The 19,956-nt window shown below is 53.5% G+C and carries 18 protein-coding genes and 7 tRNA genes; 2 read left to right on the top strand and 23 right to left on the bottom strand.

All coding sequences use genetic code 11. The annotated features are described in order from the left end of the window. Positions 1-4: 4 nt before the first annotated feature. From rlmH to leuS, 6 genes are all read right to left on the bottom strand, one after another. Complete coding sequence (rlmH, locus tag EM595_RS05300; RefSeq protein ID WP_067428638.1) at positions 5-475, bottom strand: 23S rRNA (pseudouridine(1915)-N(3))-methyltransferase RlmH; 471 nt, start codon at positions 473-475, stop codon at positions 5-7. Positions 476-478: 3 nt separating this feature from the next. Beyond that, the gene (gene rsfS / locus EM595_RS05305; protein WP_067428642.1) at positions 479-796 is read right to left on the bottom strand and encodes a ribosome silencing factor; all 318 of its coding nucleotides are present in this window, start codon (positions 794-796) and stop codon (positions 479-481) included. 138 nt (positions 797-934) lie between these two features. After that, on the bottom strand, positions 935-1,585 hold the full coding sequence (gene nadD, locus EM595_RS05310; protein WP_067428645.1) for a nicotinate-nucleotide adenylyltransferase: 651 nt from the start codon (positions 1,583-1,585) through the stop codon (positions 935-937). Continuing rightward, positions 1,578-2,609 (bottom strand): DNA polymerase III subunit delta, encoded by a 1,032-nt coding sequence (holA, locus tag EM595_RS05315; RefSeq protein WP_067428648.1) that lies wholly within the window; start codon positions 2,607-2,609, stop codon positions 1,578-1,580. Before holA ends, nadD begins: the two co-directional genes overlap by 8 nt. Beyond that, positions 2,606-3,205 (bottom strand): LPS assembly lipoprotein LptE, encoded by a 600-nt coding sequence (gene lptE / locus EM595_RS05320; RefSeq protein ID WP_067428651.1) that lies wholly within the window; start codon positions 3,203-3,205, stop codon positions 2,606-2,608. The genes holA and lptE overlap by 4 nt, the downstream gene beginning before the upstream one ends. A gap of 14 nt (positions 3,206-3,219) precedes the next feature. Continuing rightward, positions 3,220-5,802 (bottom strand): leucine--tRNA ligase, encoded by a 2,583-nt coding sequence (leuS, locus tag EM595_RS05325; RefSeq protein ID WP_067428654.1) that lies wholly within the window; start codon positions 5,800-5,802, stop codon positions 3,220-3,222. A gap of 233 nt (positions 5,803-6,035) precedes the next feature. Here leuS and EM595_RS05330 point away from each other — a divergent pair, with 233 nt between their 5' ends. Continuing rightward, positions 6,036-6,518: a zinc ribbon-containing protein gene (locus EM595_RS05330; protein WP_067428656.1), complete on the top strand. Its 483-nt coding sequence runs from the start codon at positions 6,036-6,038 to the stop codon at positions 6,516-6,518. 49 nt (positions 6,519-6,567) lie between these two features. Here the strand turns inward: EM595_RS05330 and EM595_RS05335 are convergent, their stop codons facing one another. The 9 genes from EM595_RS05335 to miaB all read right to left on the bottom strand — a co-directional run bounded on the left by EM595_RS05335 (position 6,568) and on the right by miaB (position 15,874). Beyond that, positions 6,568-7,293 carry an amino acid ABC transporter ATP-binding protein gene (locus tag EM595_RS05335; RefSeq protein WP_067428659.1) on the bottom strand — a complete coding sequence of 242 codons (726 nt, stop codon included), beginning with the start codon at positions 7,291-7,293 and terminating at the stop codon, positions 6,568-6,570. Next, the gene (gene gltK / locus EM595_RS05340) at positions 7,294-7,971 is read right to left on the bottom strand and encodes a glutamate/aspartate ABC transporter permease GltK (protein ID WP_067428662.1); all 678 of its coding nucleotides are present in this window, start codon (positions 7,969-7,971) and stop codon (positions 7,294-7,296) included. Then, complete coding sequence (locus EM595_RS05345) at positions 7,971-8,711, bottom strand: amino acid ABC transporter permease (protein ID WP_067428665.1); 741 nt, start codon at positions 8,709-8,711, stop codon at positions 7,971-7,973. The genes gltK and EM595_RS05345 overlap by 1 nt, the downstream gene beginning before the upstream one ends. Positions 8,712-8,865: 154 nt before the next feature. Beyond that, positions 8,866-9,762, bottom strand: a complete 897-nt coding sequence (locus EM595_RS05350) for an amino acid ABC transporter substrate-binding protein (protein ID WP_067428669.1) — start codon at positions 9,760-9,762, stop codon at positions 8,866-8,868. 447 nt (positions 9,763-10,209) lie between these two features. After that, positions 10,210-11,742, bottom strand: coding sequence for an apolipoprotein N-acyltransferase (gene lnt / locus EM595_RS05355; RefSeq protein WP_067435200.1), 1,533 nt, complete (start codon positions 11,740-11,742; stop codon positions 10,210-10,212). A gap of 7 nt (positions 11,743-11,749) precedes the next feature. Next, positions 11,750-12,628: a CNNM family magnesium/cobalt transport protein CorC gene (gene corC / locus EM595_RS05360; protein ID WP_067428672.1), complete on the bottom strand. Its 879-nt coding sequence runs from the start codon at positions 12,626-12,628 to the stop codon at positions 11,750-11,752. Between the two features lie 83 nt (positions 12,629-12,711). Further along, entirely contained in the window at positions 12,712-13,185 is a 474-nt protein-coding gene (ybeY, locus tag EM595_RS05365; protein ID WP_067428674.1) for an rRNA maturation RNase YbeY, read from the bottom strand. Then, a complete protein-coding gene (locus EM595_RS05370; protein ID WP_067428677.1) occupies positions 13,182-14,243 on the bottom strand; it encodes a PhoH family protein in 1,062 nt (353 codons plus the stop codon). Before EM595_RS05370 ends, ybeY begins: the two co-directional genes overlap by 4 nt. Before the next feature lie 206 nt (positions 14,244-14,449). Further along, entirely contained in the window at positions 14,450-15,874 is a 1,425-nt protein-coding gene (gene miaB / locus EM595_RS05375; protein WP_067435203.1) for a tRNA (N6-isopentenyl adenosine(37)-C2)-methylthiotransferase MiaB, read from the bottom strand. Positions 15,875-16,049: 175 nt separating this feature from the next. Between miaB and ubiF the strand changes: the two genes are divergently transcribed. Further along, on the top strand, positions 16,050-17,222 hold the full coding sequence (gene ubiF / locus EM595_RS05380) for a 3-demethoxyubiquinol 3-hydroxylase (protein ID WP_067428680.1): 1,173 nt from the start codon (positions 16,050-16,052) through the stop codon (positions 17,220-17,222). Between the two features lie 88 nt (positions 17,223-17,310). Here ubiF and EM595_RS05385 read toward each other — a convergent pair. From EM595_RS05385 to asnB, 8 genes are all read right to left on the bottom strand, one after another. After that, positions 17,311-17,385 (bottom strand) — tRNA-Gln (locus EM595_RS05385). 34 nt (positions 17,386-17,419) lie between these two features. After that, a tRNA-Gln gene (locus EM595_RS05390) sits at positions 17,420-17,494 on the bottom strand. Positions 17,495-17,500: 6 nt separating this feature from the next. Beyond that, positions 17,501-17,577 (bottom strand) — tRNA-Met (locus EM595_RS05395). 22 nt (positions 17,578-17,599) lie between these two features. Then, positions 17,600-17,674 (bottom strand) — tRNA-Gln (locus tag EM595_RS05400). 35 nt (positions 17,675-17,709) lie between these two features. Next, positions 17,710-17,784 (bottom strand) — tRNA-Gln (locus EM595_RS05405). Positions 17,785-17,807: 23 nt separating this feature from the next. Then, positions 17,808-17,892 (bottom strand) — tRNA-Leu (locus EM595_RS05410). 8 nt (positions 17,893-17,900) lie between these two features. Further along, positions 17,901-17,977, bottom strand: a tRNA-Met gene (locus EM595_RS05415). 217 nt (positions 17,978-18,194) lie between these two features. Then, positions 18,195-19,859, bottom strand: a complete 1,665-nt coding sequence (gene asnB, locus EM595_RS05420; RefSeq protein WP_067428683.1) for an asparagine synthase B — start codon at positions 19,857-19,859, stop codon at positions 18,195-18,197. Positions 19,860-19,956 lie beyond the last annotated feature (97 nt).

Consider the following 19,956-nt stretch of genomic DNA (forward strand, 5'->3'; position numbering starts at 1 on the left):
TGGTTTATTCACGGTGATAAGGATGATTGGTCGTGATACTCCATGCACGGTATAAACTCTCCGCCACCAACACGCGCACCAGCGGATGAGGCAAGGTGAGGGCTGAGAGTGACCAGCTCTGCTCCGCTGCGGCTTTGCAGGCGGGAGCCAGTCCTTCCGGACCGCCGATAAGCAGGCTGACATCACGTCCGTCCTGTTTCCAGCGTTCAAGTTGCTGAGCAAGCTGTGGCGTTTCCCACGGCTGACCCGGTATATCAAGCGTCACAATGCGATTGCCTTTGCCGACCGCCGCCAACATCGCTTCGCCTTCTTTTTCCAGAATGCGTTTGATATCAGCATTTTTGCCGCGTTTACCCGCCGTGACCTCGATCAGCTCGAACGGCATATCCTTCGGGAAACGACGCAGGTACTCCATAAAGCCGGTTTGTACCCAATCCGGCATTTTGGTGCCAACGGCAACCAGCTGCAATTTCACCGCTTAGCTCCAGAGTTTTTCCAGCTCATACAGAACACGGCTCTCTTCCTGCATAACGTGGACAATCACTTCGCCCAGATCGACCACGACCCAGTCAGCGGTGTTCTTACCATCAATACCTAATGGAATCAGACCTGCGGCGCGTGATTCCTGCACGACATGGTCGGCAATAGACATAACATGACGAGTGGACGTACCGGTGCAGATAATCATGCAGTCGGTGATGCTGGATTTACCCTGCACATCCAGTGAAACGATATCCTGACCTTTAAGATCATCAATCTTATCAATAACGAACTCTTGGAGTGATTTACCTTGCAAAAGGTTCCCCTTCGATAACATCAGATTAGTGGGAGTAGCGGGCGCAGATGATAAACGGCTGTTGCCGCAGAGGTGAACCCGCGTTGCGCAGCCCGGCGCCTTGCCGAAAATTAAGCGGCGTAGTATATCATGCGTGCCTTAGCCGCGATACAAGCCAGCATGGCTAATATAATCGATAACCGCGTCGGGCAGCAGATCGCTGCAGGATTGTTTTTGTAAATATCGTTGACGGATTTCGGTGGCGGAAATATTTATCATCGGCGTATCGGCCAGATAAATTAAGCCGTGCGGCTGCTGGTGAAAGCGCGCCGTGTCGCGGCAAACATGGCGGTCGAGCCAGTTCTGCATCTCTTCATTGGCCATCTCAGCCGGATAGCCGGGCCTTTTACACACCAACAGGTGGCACAATTCCAGCAGTTCCTGCCACTGATGCCAGTGGTGCAGCGTCAGCAAGGAATCCTGACCGATAATGAATCCTACCGGTTGCTGTGGGCCACGTTCAGCACGTAATCCGCGCAGGGTTTCCACGGTGTAAGAGGGCGTTTGTCGCTGCAATTCGCGCAGATCGATGTTGAACAGGGGACGATCGGCGATTGCCTGTTCAATCATCGCTACCCGCTGAGCTGCGCTCGCTTCCGGCTGCGGTTTGTGCGGCGGAACATTATTGGGCAGCAGCGTGACCTGCTGTAACCCGATCTGGCGAGCCAGTGCCTCCACCGGGCGCAGATGACCATAATGGATGGGATCAAAGGTGCCGCCAAACAGCGCCTGCAGCGCCGGGCTATTCACTGGCGAACGCCGCTGGAAATTGAGGATGACATAACATCAGCGAGAGCGTCTCCAGCTGTGACCAGAGCGACTGGCCGTAATCCTGCTTCAACGTAATCTCCATCTGCGTCAGCAGGGAGATCGCCTGATGCAGGCGCTGCAGATTCAAACGTTGCAGCGCGTCGGTAAACAGCTGGCGTCGATTTTGCCAGACGCGCAGTTGATCAAGCTGCGTGCGCAACGGCTGATTGTTAACGTTACGCTGCAGCGTTAACAGCGTCATGAGATCGCGCTGCACGGTACGTAACAAAATTACCGGTTCGCCATCTTCACTGCGCAGCTGCTGCAAAATATGCAGCGCGCGTTTGCTTTTACCGGCCAGCAGCGCATCAACCCAGTGAAACGGCGTGAAATGTGCTGCATCATTGACCGCCTGCTCGACACGAGGCAGCGTCAGTTTGCCATCGGGCCACAGCAGCGACAGACGTTGGAGCGCCTGCGACAACGCCAGCAGATTGCCTTCATAGCAATAAGCCAACAGCTGAACCGAAGGGTCGTCAATGGTCAGTTGCATCGCTTTGGCGCGGCTGGCGATCCAGCGCGGCAGCTGAGCCTGTTCCGGCGTCTGGCAGGGAACCAGCACCGCATTGCTGCTTAATGCTTTAAACCAGGCGGCATTTTCCTGAGCTTTGGTCAGCCGATTACCGCGCACGATCAGCAAAATGTCGTCGTGCAGCAGCGTGCTGAGTTTCAGTAACTGTTCGGCGATAGCGGCATTGGGGCCGTTATCTGGCAAGGTTAAGGTCAGGGTTTGCCGCGTTGCGAACAAGCTTAACGCCTGGCATACGCTGAAAATGGTTTCCCAGTCGGTGCTGGCATCCAGCGGCATGCTGAGATGTTCAGTAAATTCCTGCTGATGTGCTGCAGAGCGTATGGCATCCTGACTTTCCTGCAGCAGAAGCGGCTCATTGCCCAGCAGGAAATAACAGGCGCGCAGCCCCTCACGGAGCTGCGCGCCAAGTTGCTCAGGATAAATCCTGATCATTGCAGGCTGGTTGCCGAAGAAGAGGGCACTTCTGCGGATCCGCTGCCGGGCTCAATGATCTCCGGCTCCGGCAGGGTCGCTTTGTTGTTCTGCTGTGCCGCATGAACCGTCAGCAGCTTGCGCACCAGTTGCTCGGCTGCACGCTGACGCATCTCCTGCACGATCATGTCCTGCTCGGTATCTTTAGCCAGCGCCGCCTGCGGGTTATCGAAGAACGAACGATAGACCGTGGTGCTTATTGGATAAATGCCCTTACCGGGCAACAAGACCTGCGCATTCAACGTCATGACCAGCGAGTACTCGGCCGTTTTACCATCACGAAAAACGGTCGCGGTGTCGCGGCCCTGCACTTCACCCTGCAAACGCAGCGAAGGAATATTGATACGATTTTTCTTGCTGTCCTCAACAATTTTAACGTTGTTGATACGCAGCTGCTGGCGTACCGCACGCGCCAGCGGTCCATACGGGTCGCCACTGTCGACGATGAGGGTTTTCATTTCAGACGGCACCTGCGTGGTGCCGCGAGGATGAAAGCCGCAACCGGCGGTGATTAACACCGCCAGCCCCAGAAACATACTCAGAATCGGATGTCGCACACTTCCTCCTGAACTCAACCTACAACCAGGTTAAGCAGTTTGCCTGGGATATAAATCACTTTACGGATGGTGACGCCTTCCAGATATTTTGCCACCAGATGCTCTTCCGCCGCGCGCGCCTGAACCTGCTCCTGCGTAGCCGCGGCATCAACGGTAATTTTACCGCGCACCTTGCCGTTCACCTGCACCACCACCAGCACGGTATCTTCTACCATGGCGGATTCGTCGGCCTGCGGCCATGGCGCATTGTCGATATCGCCGCTGCCACCCAACGCCTGCCACAGCACAAAGCTGGTATGCGGCGTGAAAGGATAAAGCATACGGGTTACCGCCAGTAACGCTTCCTGCATCAGTGCACGATCCTGATCATTTTCCTGCGGCGCACGCGCCAGCTTGTTCATCAGCTCCATAATGGCAGCAATAGCGGTGTTGAAGGTCTGACGACGACCGATATCATCCGCCACTTTTGCGATGGTTTTGTGCAGATCGCGACGCAGTGATTTCTGCTCATCATTCAGCGCGGCGCTGTTCAGTTCGCTGACGCCGCCTTTAGCGGTGTGTTCAAAAGCGAGTTTCCAGACGCGCTTCAGGAAGCGGTTTGCCCCTTCTACGCCGGACTCCTGCCACTCCAGCGTCATATCTGCCGGTGAGGCAAACATCATGAACAGGCGCACGGTATCGGCGCCGTAACGCTCAACCATGACCTGCGGATCGATGCCGTTGTTTTTCGACTTCGACATTTTGCTCATGCCCGCGTAGATCAGCTCATGACCGGCGGCATCGCTGGCTTTAGTGATACGGCCTTTCTCGTCACGCTCAACGGTAACGTCAACCGGAGAAACCCAGTTACGTTCACCGTTTACGCCAACGTAATAGAAGGCATCCGCCAGCACCATGCCCTGACACAGCAGGCGCTTTGCCGGCTCGTCAGAGGTCACCAGGCCAGCATCACGCAGCAGCTTGTGATAAAAACGGAAGTACATCAGGTGCATGATGGCGTGTTCAATACCGCCCACGTACTGATCCACCGGCAGCCAATAGTTAGCCGCTGCCGGATCCAGCATGCCCTTGTCATAGTCCGGGCAGGTGTAACGCGCATAATACCAGGAGGACTCCATAAAGGTGTCAAAGGTATCGGTTTCACGCAGCGCAGGCTGACCATTAACAGTAGTTTTAGCCCATTCAGGATCGGCTTTAATCGGGCTGGTGATACCATCCATGACCACATCTTCCGGCAGAATAACCGGCAGCTGATCTTCTGGTGTTGGAATCACGGTGCCATCTTCCAGCGTGACCATTGGAATCGGTGCACCCCAGTAACGCTGGCGCGATACACCCCAGTCACGCAGACGGTAATTCACTTTGCGCTCGCCGACGCCTTTATTAGCCAGCGCCGTAGCGATAGCATCAAAGCCTGCGGCGTGATCCAGCCCGTCGAACTCACCTGAGTTGAACAGCGTGCCTTTTTCGGTCATGGCCGCTGCGCTGATGTCCGGCGCGCTGCCGTCAAGATTCAACACGACCGGTTTGATTTGCAGGTCATATTTAGTGGCGAATTCCCAGTCACGCTGGTCATGCGCCGGTACTGCCATTACCGCGCCGGTGCCGTATTCCATCAGCACAAAGTTAGCCACCCAGACAGGCACATTTTCACCGCTCAGCGGATGAATGGCGTGCAGGCCGGTTGCCATGCCTTTCTTCTCCATGGTCGCCATGTCCGCTTCAGCCATTTTGGTGTTGCGGCACTCGGCGATGAAATCAGCCAGCACGGGATTATTCACAGAGGCCTGAGTCGCCAGCGGATGACCCGCGGCTACGGCAACGTAAGTTGCGCCCATGAAGGTATCCGGGCGCGTGGTATACACGGTGACGGTCTCTTCGCTTTCCGCAACCTTAAAGGTGATTTCAACCCCTTCAGAGCGGCCAATCCAGTTGCGCTGCATGGTTTTGACCTGCTCAGGCCACTCTTCCAGCTTATCGAGATCGTTGAGCAACTCTTCTGCATAATCGGTGATTTTAATAAACCACTGTGGAATCTCTTTGCGCTCCACTTTGGTATCACAGCGCCAGCAGCAGCCATCGATCACCTGCTCATTGGCCAGCACGGTCTGGTCGTTTGGACACCAGTTCACCGCCGAGGTCTTTTTGTAGACCAGGCCTTTCTCATAGAGCTTGGTGAAGAACCACTGTTCCCAGCGATAGTATTCTGGCTGACAGGTAGCCAACTCGCGGCTCCAGTCATAACCAAAACCCAGCAGCTTCAGCTGGTTTTTCATGTACTCGATGTTGTCGTAGGTCCAGGGCGCTGGTGCGGTATTGTTTTTAACCGCAGCACCTTCCGCTGGCAGGCCGAATGCGTCCCAGCCGATTGGCTGCAGCACGTTTTTACCCAGCATGCGCTGATAACGGGCGATCACATCACCAATGGTGTAGTTACGCACGTGTCCCATGTGTAGGCGGCCAGAAGGATAGGGCAGCATGGAAAGGCAGTAATATTTCTCTTTGCCTTCCTGTTCGGTCACTTTGAAAGTTTGATTTTCGTGCCAGTATTGCTGGACGTGGGATTCTATCTCTTCAGGGCGGAATTGCTCTTGCATGGCAGCCGGGAGTCCTTTGTGAATAGCGCGAAGCTTAAATCGTCTCATTTAGATCCGCATAGCATAGCCGATAAGGCCTGGCAGCAACAACACTTCAGGGAAGGGCCCGGCGCATTTCTCATTAAGCTGGAAGCCGCACGGCAATATTTGATTCTCCCCTGACGAACGACACGGCAAATTTACCAGACGCGCTATTCTTAATAGGTCACTTATGGGCTAAAAGGAGCAATAAAATGAATAAGGTTGCGCAAACCTATCGCGATCTGTTGGCCTCATTAACCGAGCGCTTGCATCAGGGCGATCGTGATGTGGATGCACTGGTTAGCGATGCGCATGACCAGCTTTTATCACGCGGTGAACTCACACCGGAACAGGTCGATGAGGTCACGCGCGCGGTGCGCCGAGATTTAGGCGAGTTTGCCCGCAGCTATCAGAAGACGGAATCGCCCGCCAGCGACAGCGTGTTCATGCGCGTAATCAGAGAAAGCATCTGGAAGGAACTGGCAGACATTACCGATAAAAGTCAGCTTGAGTGGCGCGAGGTGTTCCAGGATCTGCATCATCACGGCGTCTATCAAAGCGGCGAGGTGGTGGGATTAGGTAATTTAGTGTGTGAGAAATGCCATTTCACCCGCGCTATCTATACGCCTGAAACCCTGACGCGCTGTGCAGAGTGCGGTCACGATCAGTTTCAACGGCAGCCGTTTGAGCCCTGAGTGAAAAGGCGAAGCGGTGCTTCGCCCCTTTTTCATTGATGCAGATTTATCAGTGCAGAATCTTGGCGAGGAAATCTTTTGCCCGATCTGACTGTGGATTGTTAAAGAAGGCATCTTTAGGTGAATCTTCAATGATTTTGCCTTCGTCCATGAAGATCACCCGATTCGCTACCTTGCGCGCAAAGCCCATTTCATGGGTTACCACCATCATGGTCATGCCTTCGTGCGCCAGCTCAACCATCACATCAAGCACCTCATTGATCATTTCCGGATCCAGCGCGGAGGTGGGTTCATCAAACAGCATCGCCACCGGATCCATACACAACGCACGCGCAATCGCCACACGCTGCTGCTGGCCGCCCGACAGCTGACCTGGATTCTTGTTGGCATGCGCGGTTAATCCCACACGTGCCAGCAGCTTGAGGCCTTTTTCCTGCGCGGCAGCCTTATCACGCTTCAGCACTTTTACCTGCGCCAGCGTCAGGTTTTCCAGAATAGTTAAATGCGGAAACAGCTCGAAGTGCTGGAACACCATGCCGACTTTGGCACGCAGCTGCGCCAGATTGGTTTTCTTATCGGTCAGCTGAATACCATTGACGTCGATGACGCCTTTTTGAATGGGCTCCAGCCCGTTGACCGTTTTGATCAGCGTTGATTTACCCGATCCTGACGGACCGCAAACCACCACCACTTCGCCTTTTTTTACCTCGGTTGAGCAGTCGGTTAGCACCTGAAAGTGACCATACCACTTCGAAACATTCTTCAGGGTAATCATTTACACTGTCCTTCTTTTTTTCAAATAGCTCACCAACAGCGAGGCGCTGAGGCTGATCACAAAGTAAACCAGGCCCGCAAACAGCACCATTTCTACCTGAGTACCATCGCGTTCGCCGATAGACGAGGCGGTGCGGAAGAAATCCGCAAGGCTGAGTACATAGACCAGCGAAGTGTCCTGAAACAGCACGATGCCCTGCGTCAGTAACAGCGGCACCATCGCCCGGAACGCCTGCGGTAAAATAATGAGTTTCATCGATTGCCAGTGTGTCATGCCGAGCGCCAGTGCTGCATTGCCCTGACCGCGCGCCACGCTCTGGATACCGGCGCGAATAATCTCGGAATAGTAGGCGGCTTCAAACAACGAAAACGCTACCATGGCGGAAATCAAACGAATATCAGCCTTCGGTGACAGGCCCAATACCTGTTGTAAAAAGCTTGGCACCACCAGATAAAACCACAGCAGCACCATTACCAGCGGCACTGAGCGGAACAGGTTGACATACAGTTTGGCAAACCAGCTGATCGGTTTGAACGTAGACAGGCGCATGACCGCCAGCAGCGTGCCCCAGACAATGCCGAATACGATCGCCGTAACGGTGATTTTCAGCGTGATCGCTAAACCGTTCAGCAAATAGGGCAGGCTGGGAACAATGGAACTCCAGTCAAACTCGTACATTATTTACTCCCTGCCGCGCCCGGCAATCGAATCTTGCGCTCAACCAAACTCATAATGAACATGATCACCATATTGATGGCGATATAGGCCAGCGTAATCGCGGTGAAGGATTCATAGGCGTGCGCGGAATAATCGAGCAGCTTTCCTGCCTGCGCGGCCATATCGACCAGGCCAATGGTGGAAGCGATGGCGGAGTTTTTAACCAGGTTAAGCATTTCGGAGGTCAACGGCGGCACAACCACGCGATAAGCATTGGGCAGCAGCACGTAGCGGTAGGTCTGCGGCAACGTTAATCCCATCGCCAGCCCGGCATTTTTTTGGCCGCTGGGCAGTGACTGAATGCCGGCTCTGACCTGCTCGCACACGCGTGCAGCGGTAAACAGCCCAAGGCAAATCATCGAGGAGAGAAAGAACTGAATGTTGGGATCGAGCTCGGATTTGTACCACATGCCCAGATCTTCACCGACCAGCTCCGGTGCCACCAGATACCAGAAAAAGAACTGCACAATCAGCGGGATATTACGGAAAAGCTCGACGTAGCAGGTGCCAATAGCGGAAAGAAAGCGGTTAGGTACGGTGCGCAGAATCCCGAACAGCGAACCGATAAAAAAGGCGATCACCCAGGCACAAATCGATACCGCAATGGTGACCTGAAACCCCGACCATAGCCAGCCGAGATAGGTGGTGTTTCCGAACGGAGCCTGTTCAAGAAATATGCCCCAGTTCCAATCAATACCCATAACAAACTCCGGTAAAAAAGGGTAGCGAGGCTACCCTGAAGATTGATGTGAAGCTTGTGGTTAACGCCCGTCAGGGAACGACTGACCGGCGCTCTGTCTGTCCATGCTTCTTTACAGCAATCGAGAGGGCAGCGGGCTGCCCTTGTTTTTCTGATTAGTTTAACGCTTTGTCATTCGGCGTTTTGAACAGCGTTTTCATGTCATCCGACAGCGCAAAGCTCATGTTTAAGTTTTTAGGTGGGATCGGCTGCTTAAACCACTTATCAAACCATTTCTCCGCCTGACCCGAGGTCTGCGCTTTGGCAATGGTTTCATCCACTAAGGTTTTAAACGCCGGATCGTCTTTACGTAGCATACAGCCGTAAGCTTCTTTCGACTGCGGCGTGCCAACAATTTCCCAGTTATCCGGCTTCTTGGCTTTGGCGCGTTCGCCAGCCAGCAGTGCATCATCCATCATAAAGGCGACAGCGCGGCCGGTTTCCAGCGTACGGAACGAGTCGCCATGATCTTTGGCGCTGATAATACGCAGTTCAAGTTTTTGCTCATCGTTCAGCTTGTGCAGCAGCACTTCCGAGGTCGTGCCCGAAGTTACCACCACCGTTTTGCCTTTCAGATCGCTGAAGTCTTTAATCGGGCTGCCTTTCTTCACCAGCAGACGGGTGCCAATCACAAAAATAGTATTGGAAAAGGCGGCCTGCTTCTGACGCTCAACGTTGTTAGTGGTTGAGCCGCACTCGTAATCGTAGGTGCCGTTTTGTAGCAGAGGAATACGATTCTGCGACGTGATAGGCAGCATTTTGACCTGCAGATCGGGTTTGTTCAGTTTGGTTTTGATCGCTTCAACGATAGCGTTGGAATAATCCTGTGAGTAACCGACGACTTTTTGCTGGTTGTCATAATATGAAAAAGGAACTGAAGATTCGCGATGGCCAACAACGATAACGCCGTTGTCGTTGATCTTCTTAAGCGTGCCGGTGAGCTCCTCCGCCTGGGCTGCTCCAGCTGCTGTAGTAATAAGCAAGAGGGATAAAGCCACTTTGCGCATCTGCATGTTACAACTCCTTCGCTATGGTGACGCAAACGTTGCCCTGCGCCGATTATGATGTGGTGATGCATGCGTTGTCAGACCGGTGCCATGCGTAAACCAGCATGGTCGGGAGCCTGTCAGGCGCTGCGTCTTGCTGCTTTTCTTATCGTCCCAAAGCGTCTTGCGCTTTGAATAGCCCTAACATAACGGATTGTTAACGACTCGAAACAGAATTGTTCGCTTTTTGAGAGCCAGTCCGCACCAAAAAAAGGCATATCTGCGCGTTTGCCCCAATTCAGGGCGCCGGAATGTGCTTTTCTGGTGCGGTTAGCCAGGATATTTCTCAGCATTACTGTTTCGTTAACTTTTCCGATAAAAGGATAAGCAAGCGTTATGCCAATATTGAGAAGAATGCTGAAGCGAGCGCGGAAGATGCAGTGGAAAAAAGGGGCCGCAAGGGCCCCCAAAGCATTAACGGCGTTGTGAGAAGCGGCGAATAAGCGCTATTACGGTGCCAGCCAGTGTGATCAGCCAGATAGTGGTATTGCCTGTGCGGGCATAAGGCGTCAATCCGCTGGTTGGCATGACTCGGGTGGTCAGCACCTGACGCGTAAACTGCGGGATCATGCTTTGCACCTCACCGCTAGCATCCACCACGGCGGTCACGCCGTTGTTAGTACTGCGCAGCAGAGGGCGGCCCAGCTCCAGCGCGCGCATACGGGCCATCTGAAAATGCTGCCACGGCCCGATTGAATGGCCGAACCAGGCATCATTTGACACGGTAAGCAGGAAGTTAGTATCCGGACGGAAATTGTCGCGCACCTGTTGTCCCAGCACGATTTCATAGCAAATAGCCGCGGTGAGATGATAGCCCGCCACATTCAGCTGTGGCTGAACATAGTCACCCCGGCTGAAAGAGGACATTGGCAGATCGAAGAACGGCGCCAGAGGACGCAGCAGGCTCTCCAGTGGTACGAACTCACCAAAGGGCACCAGATGGTTTTTCTGGTAGCGATTACTGCTCTGATAATCGTAAGCCTGCTCGCCGCCCAGCACGATAATTGAGTTGTAATCGTGATAGCGATTTTGCTCCAGCCGTGAATCAACGATACCGGTGATTAACCCGCTACCGCCGCTACGTAGCGCACTATCGAGGCTGTGCAGGAAAGGCTGCTGGTTGACCTCTAAATCGGAAATTGCCGACTCAGGCCAAATGATAATGGGCGCCTTGCCGATAAAAGGCCGGGTAAGTTCGGTATAAATACGCAGCGTATTAATCAATTGCTGCGGATCCCACTTCAGCGACTGGGGAATATTCCCTTGCACCATAGCGACGTCAACGCTGCGATCGGGCAGAGGCTGATACCAGTGAATAAAGCGCAGTGGCCACGGCAGCGCCAGTAACAGTAGCGCGGCGATCGCAGGCAGCCAACGGCGCTGCATCACAGCGTACACCGCTAATCCTGCCACTATCATTAAGACAAAGGTGATGGTCTCCACGCCAGCCACAGGCGCGAGGCCTTTTAACGGGCCGTTGATCTGACTGTAACCAAACTGTAGCCACGGAAAACCGGTGAGGATCCAGCCGCGCAAAAACTCGGTAATCTGCCACAGAACCGGTGCCGCTATCGCCAGGCGTAGCAGGGTTGTGGTACGAAACAGGCGATTAAGCAGGGCGGCAAACAGCGCGGGATAGATGGCCAAATAGGCGGCCAGCAGGATCACCAGAAAGACGTTTACAGCGCCAGGCATACCACCAAAGGTGGCGATGCTGACGTAAACCCAGTTAATGCCGCTACCAAAAAGGCCAAATCCCCAGGCAAAGCCAAGAGCGCTGGCCTGTGGCGTGGTGCGATTAAGGATTAGCGCCTGCAGACCAAACAGCGAAAAAAGTGCCGCTGGCCAGAAGTCATAAGGAGAAAAAGCAAGGGTGCCAACGGCACCCGAGAGTAACGCCAGCAACAGGCGAATCCGCTGGCGTTGTAGGACAGAGGCAATAACCATAACGCTGTTATTCATCCAGTTGAGGTTGAGCCGAATTTTCCGGAATTTTTACATGGACCTGGATGATACGGCGGCTGTCGGCCATCGCAACTTTAAAATGGTAACCATCGATGGTAATGCTTTCACCGCGAGCGGGAAGATGACCAAACGCCTGCATGACGAGGCCGCCAATCGTATCCACTTCTTCATCGCTGAAGCTGGTTTCGAACACCTCATTGAAATCTTCAATCGGCGTTAACGCGCGAATGGTATAGGTGTGCTTGCTGAGCTGACGGATATCACGATCTTCTTCGTCGTCATATTCATCTTCAATCTCGCCAACAATCAACTCGAGGATATCTTCAATGGTCACCAGACCCGAGACGCCGCCAAACTCATCGATCACGATAGCCATGTGATAGCGCTGCGAGCGGAACTCTTTCAGCATGCGGTCAACCCGCTTGCTTTCCGGCACCACTACCGCAGAACGTAACACTTTTTCCATGCTGAAGGGTTCAGATCCGCTGCTCATAAAAGGCAGTAAATCTTTTGCCATCAGAATGCCTTCGACATGATCTTTATCTTCACTGATCACCGGGAAGCGGGAATGCGCGGATTCGATAATGACATCGAGGCACTCTTCCAGCGTCTGATTCCGCTTGAGGGTAATCATTTGTGAACGTGGAATCATGATGTCACGCACGCGTTGTTCCGCGATATCCATGACGCCTTCCAGCATGTCGCGGGTATCCTGATCGATCAATTCGTTTTGTTCGGAATCGCGGATAAGTTCCAGTAAATCCTCACGGTTTTTTGGTTCGCCGTGAAAAAGCTGGTTGAGGATCAGGGAAAAAAATCCCTTTTTACTACTGGGGCTGTCGCTATTTTGTGAATGGTCATCGCTCATGGCGTTTACGTTCAGGTCTCTCTACTGCGGATTGGGCTGCCAGCGTCATGCTGGCAGATGGGAATTGCTGTTACTCACGCCGCTCAGGGCGCTTCTTTCTCCGAAATGTACGGGTCAGGATAACCAAGAGCAAGCATTATCTCTGTCTCGATGCCTTCCATCTCTTCCGCTTCATCATCTTCGATATGGTCGTAGCCAAGCAGATGCAAACTGCCGTGGATGACCATATGCGCCCAGTGAGCTTCCAATGATTTTTCCTGCTCGACCGCCTCACGCTCAACCACCTGACGACAAATAATCAGGTCGCCCAGCAGAGGTAACTCTATGCCAGGCGGGGCTTCAAAGGGAAAAGAGAGCACATTGGTGGGCTTTTCTTTACCGCGATAAGTATGGTTGAGCTGTTGGCTTTCCGCCTCATCGACGATGCGGATCGTCACTTCGCTCTCCTCCTGAAACTGCGGCAGAACCGCCTCCAGCCAGCGCTGAAAATCAGATTCTGGCGGCAGGCCGACGTCAGATTCACAGGCCTGTTGCAGATCAAGAATCACTTCACTCATTTTGGCTCCTGCGCAGCAGCCTGCGCTGCCAGCGCCTCACGCTTGCGCTCTTCGGTTTGTTGATCGCGTCGCTTCTGGTCTGCTTCTTCCCAGGCTTCATAAGCCGTCACGATACGCGCAACCACCGGATGACGAACCACGTCTTCACTATGGAAGAAGTTAAAGCTTAGCTCTTCAACCTCGGAGAGTACTTCAATAGCATGACGCAAGCCTGACTTAGTATGTTTTGGCAGGTCAATCTGCGTAACGTCGCCGGTGATAACCGCTTTGGAGTTGAAGCCAATGCGCGTCAGAAACATTTTCATCTGCTCGATGGTGGTGTTCTGACTTTCATCCAGGATGATAAAGGCATCGTTCAGCGTACGGCCGCGCATATAGGCCAGCGGAGCCACTTCGATCACGTTGCGCTCCATCAATTTTTCAACTCGCTCAAAGCCCAGCATCTCAAACAGCGCATCGTAAAGCGGGCGCAGGTAAGGATCGACTTTCTGACTCAGATCGCCGGGTAAAAAGCCCAGTTTTTCACCCGCTTCGACCGCCGGACGCGTCAGCAGAATACGGCGTATTTCCTGACGTTCCAGCGCATCAACCGCTGCGGCGACGGCAAGATAGGTTTTACCGGTACCTGCCGGGCCAATGCCAAACGTAATGTCATGGGCAAAAATATTGGCAATGTACTGCGCCTGATTAGGCGTGCGGGGTTTGATCACGCCGCGCTTGGTTTTGATGTTAACCGCTTTACCGTATTCCGGTACGCTTTCCGCGGTCTGCTCTAAAACCCGGCTCTCTTTGATCGCCAGATGAATCTGCTCAGGCTCAATGTCCGGGCTGTTGCCGCGCATCGGGGCAGTATCAACATAGAGATCGCGCAGAATATCAGCCGCTGCGTTAACGCACAGCGTACGTCCTGAGAGCGTAAAAGCATTGTCATGACGTTTAATCTCAATCCCCAGGCGTCGCTCGAGTTGTTTAATATTGTCGTCAAAAGGACCGCACAGGCTCAGCAGGCGACGATTGTCGGCAGGTTCTAATACGATTTCACGCGTTTCAATATTCAAACTAATCCTTTGGGTCACTCAGGGCCAGGTTGGAAGTGTAATAGGGGCCGCGCCAGTTGCGAATAGCAGCAGCCATAACGAAATTATTTATTCCGTCCGGCAATGGCGCAAGGCTGAGAGTGGATATTTGGGCGAATTGTTGCGAAAGCAAGTGCAAAGCGGTGAAAACTCGCGGCGCATCAGGGTGATGCGCCGCAAATTTTCTATTACGGCTGGAACTGGCCTACGCCAATCTCATTTTCTTTGCGGGTGCGGGCAATCACCGAAGCGGGGCTTTCCATGAGACGTAATCCCATCTCTTCTTCTGTGCGTATCACTTTACCGCGCAGCGAGTTGGCATAGACGTCAACGATTTCAACATCAACGAATTTACCGATCATCTCCGGCGAGCCTTCGAAATTCACAACACGGTTGTTCTCTGTGCGGCCAGAAAGTTCCATCACGTTTTTACGCGACAGTCCCTCAACCAGAATACGCTGAACGCTGCCCATCATGTGACGGCTCAGGGACATCGCCTGCTGATTGATACGGTCCTGCAGAATATACAGGCGCTGCTTTTTCTCTTCTTCGCTGACGTCATCCGGCAGATCGGCTGCCGGCGTGCCCGGACGCGCCGAGTAGATAAAGCTGAAGCTCATGTCGAAGTTAACGTCGGCAATCAGTTTCATGGTCTTTTCAAAGTCGTCCTGGGTTTCGCCAGGGAAGCCAATGATAAAATCGGAACTGATCTGAATATCAGGACGCGCCGCACGCAGTTTACGAATGATAGCTTTGTATTCCAGCGCGGTATGGGCACGTTTCATTAGCGTCAGGATGCGATCCGAGCCGCTTTGTACCGGTAAATGCAGGAAGCTAACCAGCTCCGGCGTATCGCGATACACCTCGATAATATCGTCGGTAAATTCGATAGGATGGCTGGTGGTAAAACGAATGCGGTCGATACCATCAATGCCGGCAACCAGACGCAGCAGATCGGCAAAGGTACACATGCCGCCATCAAAGGTTTCGCAGCGATACGCATTAACGTTCTGACCCAGCAGATTCACCTCGCGAACGCCCTGAGACGCCAGCTGAGCGATCTCAAGCAGGATGTCATCGCTGGGACGGCTGACTTCTTCACCGCGGGTATAAGGCACCACGCAGAACGTACAATATTTATTACAGCCTTCCATGATGGACACAAAGGCGGTTGGGCCATCGGCACGCGGTTCCGGCAGACGGTCAAATTTTTCAATTTCCGGGAAGCTGATATCCACGACCGGACTTTTTGAGCCGCGTACGGTGTTGATCATTTCCGGCAGGCGATGCAGCGTCTGCGGCCCAAACACGATATCAACATAGTTAGCGCGTTGACGAATGTGATCGCCTTCCTGTGACGCGACGCAGCCGCCAACACCGATGATAAGATCGGGGTTACGCTCTTTCAGCGATTTCCAGCGTCCCAGCTGATGGAAGACCTTTTCCTGCGCTTTTTCGCGAATAGAACAGGTATTAAGCAGCAGGACATCCGCTTCTTCAGCGTTGTCGGTCAGCGTATAGCCGTGCGTGCTATCCAACAGATCGGCCATCTTCGATGAATCATATTCATTCATCTGACAGCCCCAGGTTTTTATGTGCAATTTTTTCGTCATCAGACTGGCCATTGATTTAGTGCAGAGAAGTGCAGGGCGCGTATTGTAATGCTTTGCTGCTGTTGTGACCAGTGCAGTGGCTTTTCTGTTTGCCTGCTATTTTTCCGGTACACTTTCATGATACCCGTCAGAACATTCGGTCTTAACGGTGGCGCTTTCTTAGAAGGAAAAAACAATGCAGCCTGAACAATATGATGTCGCGATCGTGGGTGGCGGCATGGTGGGCGGTGCGCTGGCCTGCGGGCTGGCACAGCACGGCTTTAAGGTTATCGTGCTGGACCGCGACGTGCCGACTGAATTCGATCGCAGCAGCGATCCCGACCTGCGTATTTCAGCCATCAGCTGCCGCTCGGTAGATCTGTTGAAACAGCTTAATGTCTGGCAGGCGGTGCAGGAAATGCGCCTGGCGCCTTATCGCAAGCTGGAAACATGGGAGTGGCAGACGGCGAAGGTTTCGTTTGATGCTGCTTCTTTGGGCTTGCCGGAGCTGGGATATATGGTGGAAAACCGCGTGCTGCAGTGGGCGCTCTGGCAGCAGATGCAGCAGGATAATGTCACCCTGCGCGCGCCAGCGACACTGCAGTCACTGCAGGAGAAAAATGCCGGCTGGGAATTGACGCTGGATAACGATCAGAAGATTCATGCCAATCTGGTGGTAGGCGCCGACGGGGCCAATTCACAGGTGCGGCAGTTGGCGGGCATCGGCATTCATGGCTGGAACTATGCACAGTCATGTATGCTGATCAGTGGTCGCTGCGCGCAGCCTGTTGGCGATACCACCTGGCAGAAGTTTACGCCTGACGGCCCACGCGCTTTTCTGCCGCTTTTTGATGAGTGGGCTTCGCTGGTGTGGTATGACAAACCGTCACGCTTGCGCCAGTTGCAGACACTCTCAATGGATCAACTAAGCAAAGAGATTAAAACGCACTTTCCGGCAAGGCTGGGGAATTTCACGCCGGTGGCGGCGGCCAGTTTTCCGTTGGTGCGCCGACACGCCACGCAATATGTGCTGCCGGGCCTTGCGCTGGTGGGCGATGCCGCGCATACCATCAATCCGCTGGCCGGGCAGGGAGTGAACTTGGGCTATCGCGATGTTGATGCCTTGATTGACGTGTTGCTGGCCGCGCGCAACGCAGCTGAAGCCTGGTGGACGCAGCCGGTGCTGCTGCGTTATCAGCGTCAGCGTCAGCGCGACAATATGCTGATGCAAAGCGGTATGGATCTGTTCTACTTTGCCTTCAGTAATCAGCTGGGGCCGTTAAAGGCGTTAAGAAATATAGGTCTGATGGCGGCGCAGAATGCTGGCGTGATGAAGCGTAAGGCGCTGCGTTACGCTCTGGGGCTTTAAGCGCAGGGGAGCCGGGCTAATTGCGGCGGCTCCTGTCAATAAATAGCAACCAATAAAAAACCCGCCGAAGCGGGTTTTTTACTTGATTTGGCTGGGGTGCAGGGATTCGAACCCCGGAATGCTGGTATCAGAAACCAGTGCCTTACCGCTTGGCGACACCCCAATAGGTGTTAAATCAAATTTTTTACATCTTAGTATGGCTGGGGTGCAGGGATTCGAACCCCGGAATGCTGGTATCAGAAACCAGTGCCTTACCGCTTGGCGACACCCCAATAATATGGTGGCTACGACGGGAATCGAACCTGTGACCCCAGCATTATGAGTGCTGTGCTCTAACCAGCTGAGCTACGTAGCCAAATTATTGTACTGCTCTGGATTGGCTGGGATACCTGGATTCGAACCAGGGAATGCCGGTATCAAAAACCGGTGCCTTACCGCTTGGCGATATCCCAATTCGTACACGTACCCGTGAACTCACCAGAAAAAATGGCTGGGGTACCTGGATTCGAACCAGGGAATGCCGGTATCAAAAACCGGTGCCTTACCGCTTGGCGATACCCCATCCGTGCAAACCGATGACTGAAATGGTGCGGGAGGCGAGACTTGAACTCGCACACCTTGCGGCGCCAGAACCTAAATCTGGTGCGTCTACCAATTTCGCCACTCCCGCAAAAAAGATGGTGGCTACGACGGGAATCGAACCTGTGACCCCAGCATTATGAGTGCTGTGCTCTAACCAGCTGAGCTACGTAGCCATCTTTTTTCGCGCTACCTTCATCGGCGTTGCGGGGCGCATTATGCGGAGTTGACCTAAAAGCGTCAACAAGTTTTTTCCCGTTTTTTACCCTGATGCGATTGTTTGTCTGGCTTATAACCAGCATGGTCGAATATTAAACAAAATTCATTGTTGCAGCTGTTTTTCTGCCAGATTAACGGGCCATTGCTGGCCCGCTGCACATCGTAACAGAGCGATCAGTAAGCTGACTGATGAACGCCCACCGCACGGCCTGACGGGTCATCCATGTTTTTGAACGCTTCGTCCCACTCGATCGCTTTGGCTGATGAACAGGCAACGGATGGGCCACCCGGAACGCACTCAGCAGCGCTCGGAACCGGGAACAACTCTTCAAAGATCTCACGATAGAGATAAGCTTCTTTGGAGCCAGGCGTGTTGTAAGGAAAACGGAAGTGCGCCGTTTTCAGCTGTTGATCGCTGACCTCCTGCGCGGCCACCACTTTCAACGAGTCGATCCAGCTGTAGCCAACGCCGTCAGAGAATTGTTCTTTCTGGCGCCAGGCGACGCTTTCCGGCAAATAAGAGGAGAAACATTCACGCAGGATATGCTTTTCCATTTTACCGTTGCTGCCACACAGCTTGTCGGCCGGGTTGATGCGCATGGCCACATCAAGGAATTTCTTATCCAGGAACGGCACGCGCGCTTCCACGCCCCAGGCGGACATCGCCTTGTTGGCGCGTGCGCAGTCGTACATATGCAATGCCATCAGCTTACGTACGTTCTCTTCGTGGAACTCTTTAGCGTTTGGCGCCTTGTGGAAATAAAGATAACCACCGAATACTTCATCCGCGCCTTCGCCCGACAGCACCATTTTGATGCCCATCGCTTTGATTTTACGCGACATCAGATACATTGGCGTTGAAGCGCGAATCGTAGTGACGTCATAGGTTTCAATGTGATAGATCACGTCACGGATAGCATCAAGGCCTTCCTGCACGGTGAAATGGATCTCATGGTGCACGGTGCCAAGATGCTCAGCCACCGCTTTGGCGGCTTTGAGATCCGGCGAACCTTCCAGTCCTACCGCAAACGAGTGCAGCTGAGGCCACCAGGCTTCGCTCTTATCCTGATCTTCCACGCGCTTGGCCGCAAACCGTTTGGTCACTGCGGAAATGATCGAGGAGTCAAGGCCGCCAGAAAGCAGCACGCCATAAGGTACGTCAGACATCAGGTGGCTTTTCACCGCATCTTCCAGCGCGTTTTTCAGCACGCCAGCATCGGTAACGTTGTGCTCAACGTTTTTATATTCCATCCAGTCGCGCTGGTAATAACGGTGAATTTCGCCGTCGGTGCTGCTCATGTAGCTACCGGCCGGGAACTCTTTGATCGAGCGGCATACCGGCACCAGCGATTTCATCTCTGAGGCGACAAACAGGTTGCCGTGCTCATCGTTGCCCATGTAGAGCGGAATTATGCCGATGTGGTCGCGGCCGATCAGCCAGGTCTGTTTTTCACTGTCATAGAGAATAAAGGCAAACATGCCTTCCAGCTCATCGAGGAAGTCGACACCTTTTTCCTGATAAAGCGCCAGAATCACTTCACAGTCGGAGCCGGTCTGGAATTCATAGCGATCGCTCAGTTCAGCACGCAACGCCTGGTGGTTATAAATTTCACCGTTCACCGCCAGCACATGGGTATGCGCTGCGTTATACAGCGGCTGAGCGCCATTGTTTACATCAACAATAGAAAGGCGTTCGTGAGCCAGAATCGCGTTATCATCAGCATATACGCCGGACCAGTCCGGGCCGCGGTGGCGCATCAGACGTGACAGCTCAAGCGCCTTTTTGCGCAGCTCGGTAGGATCGCTTTTTAAATCCAGAACACCAAAAATCGAACACATATCTTACTCCTGGCTCTCACCGCTGAGGTGATGTTGTCATAACGTCTTTGTATGAAGCAGCGCGAATGACTGCGTGATGTATAAGAAAATGCGCTAT

The sequence above is a fragment of the Duffyella gerundensis genome, assembly GCF_001517405.1.
GTDB lineage: Bacteria > Pseudomonadota > Gammaproteobacteria > Enterobacterales > Enterobacteriaceae > Duffyella > Duffyella gerundensis.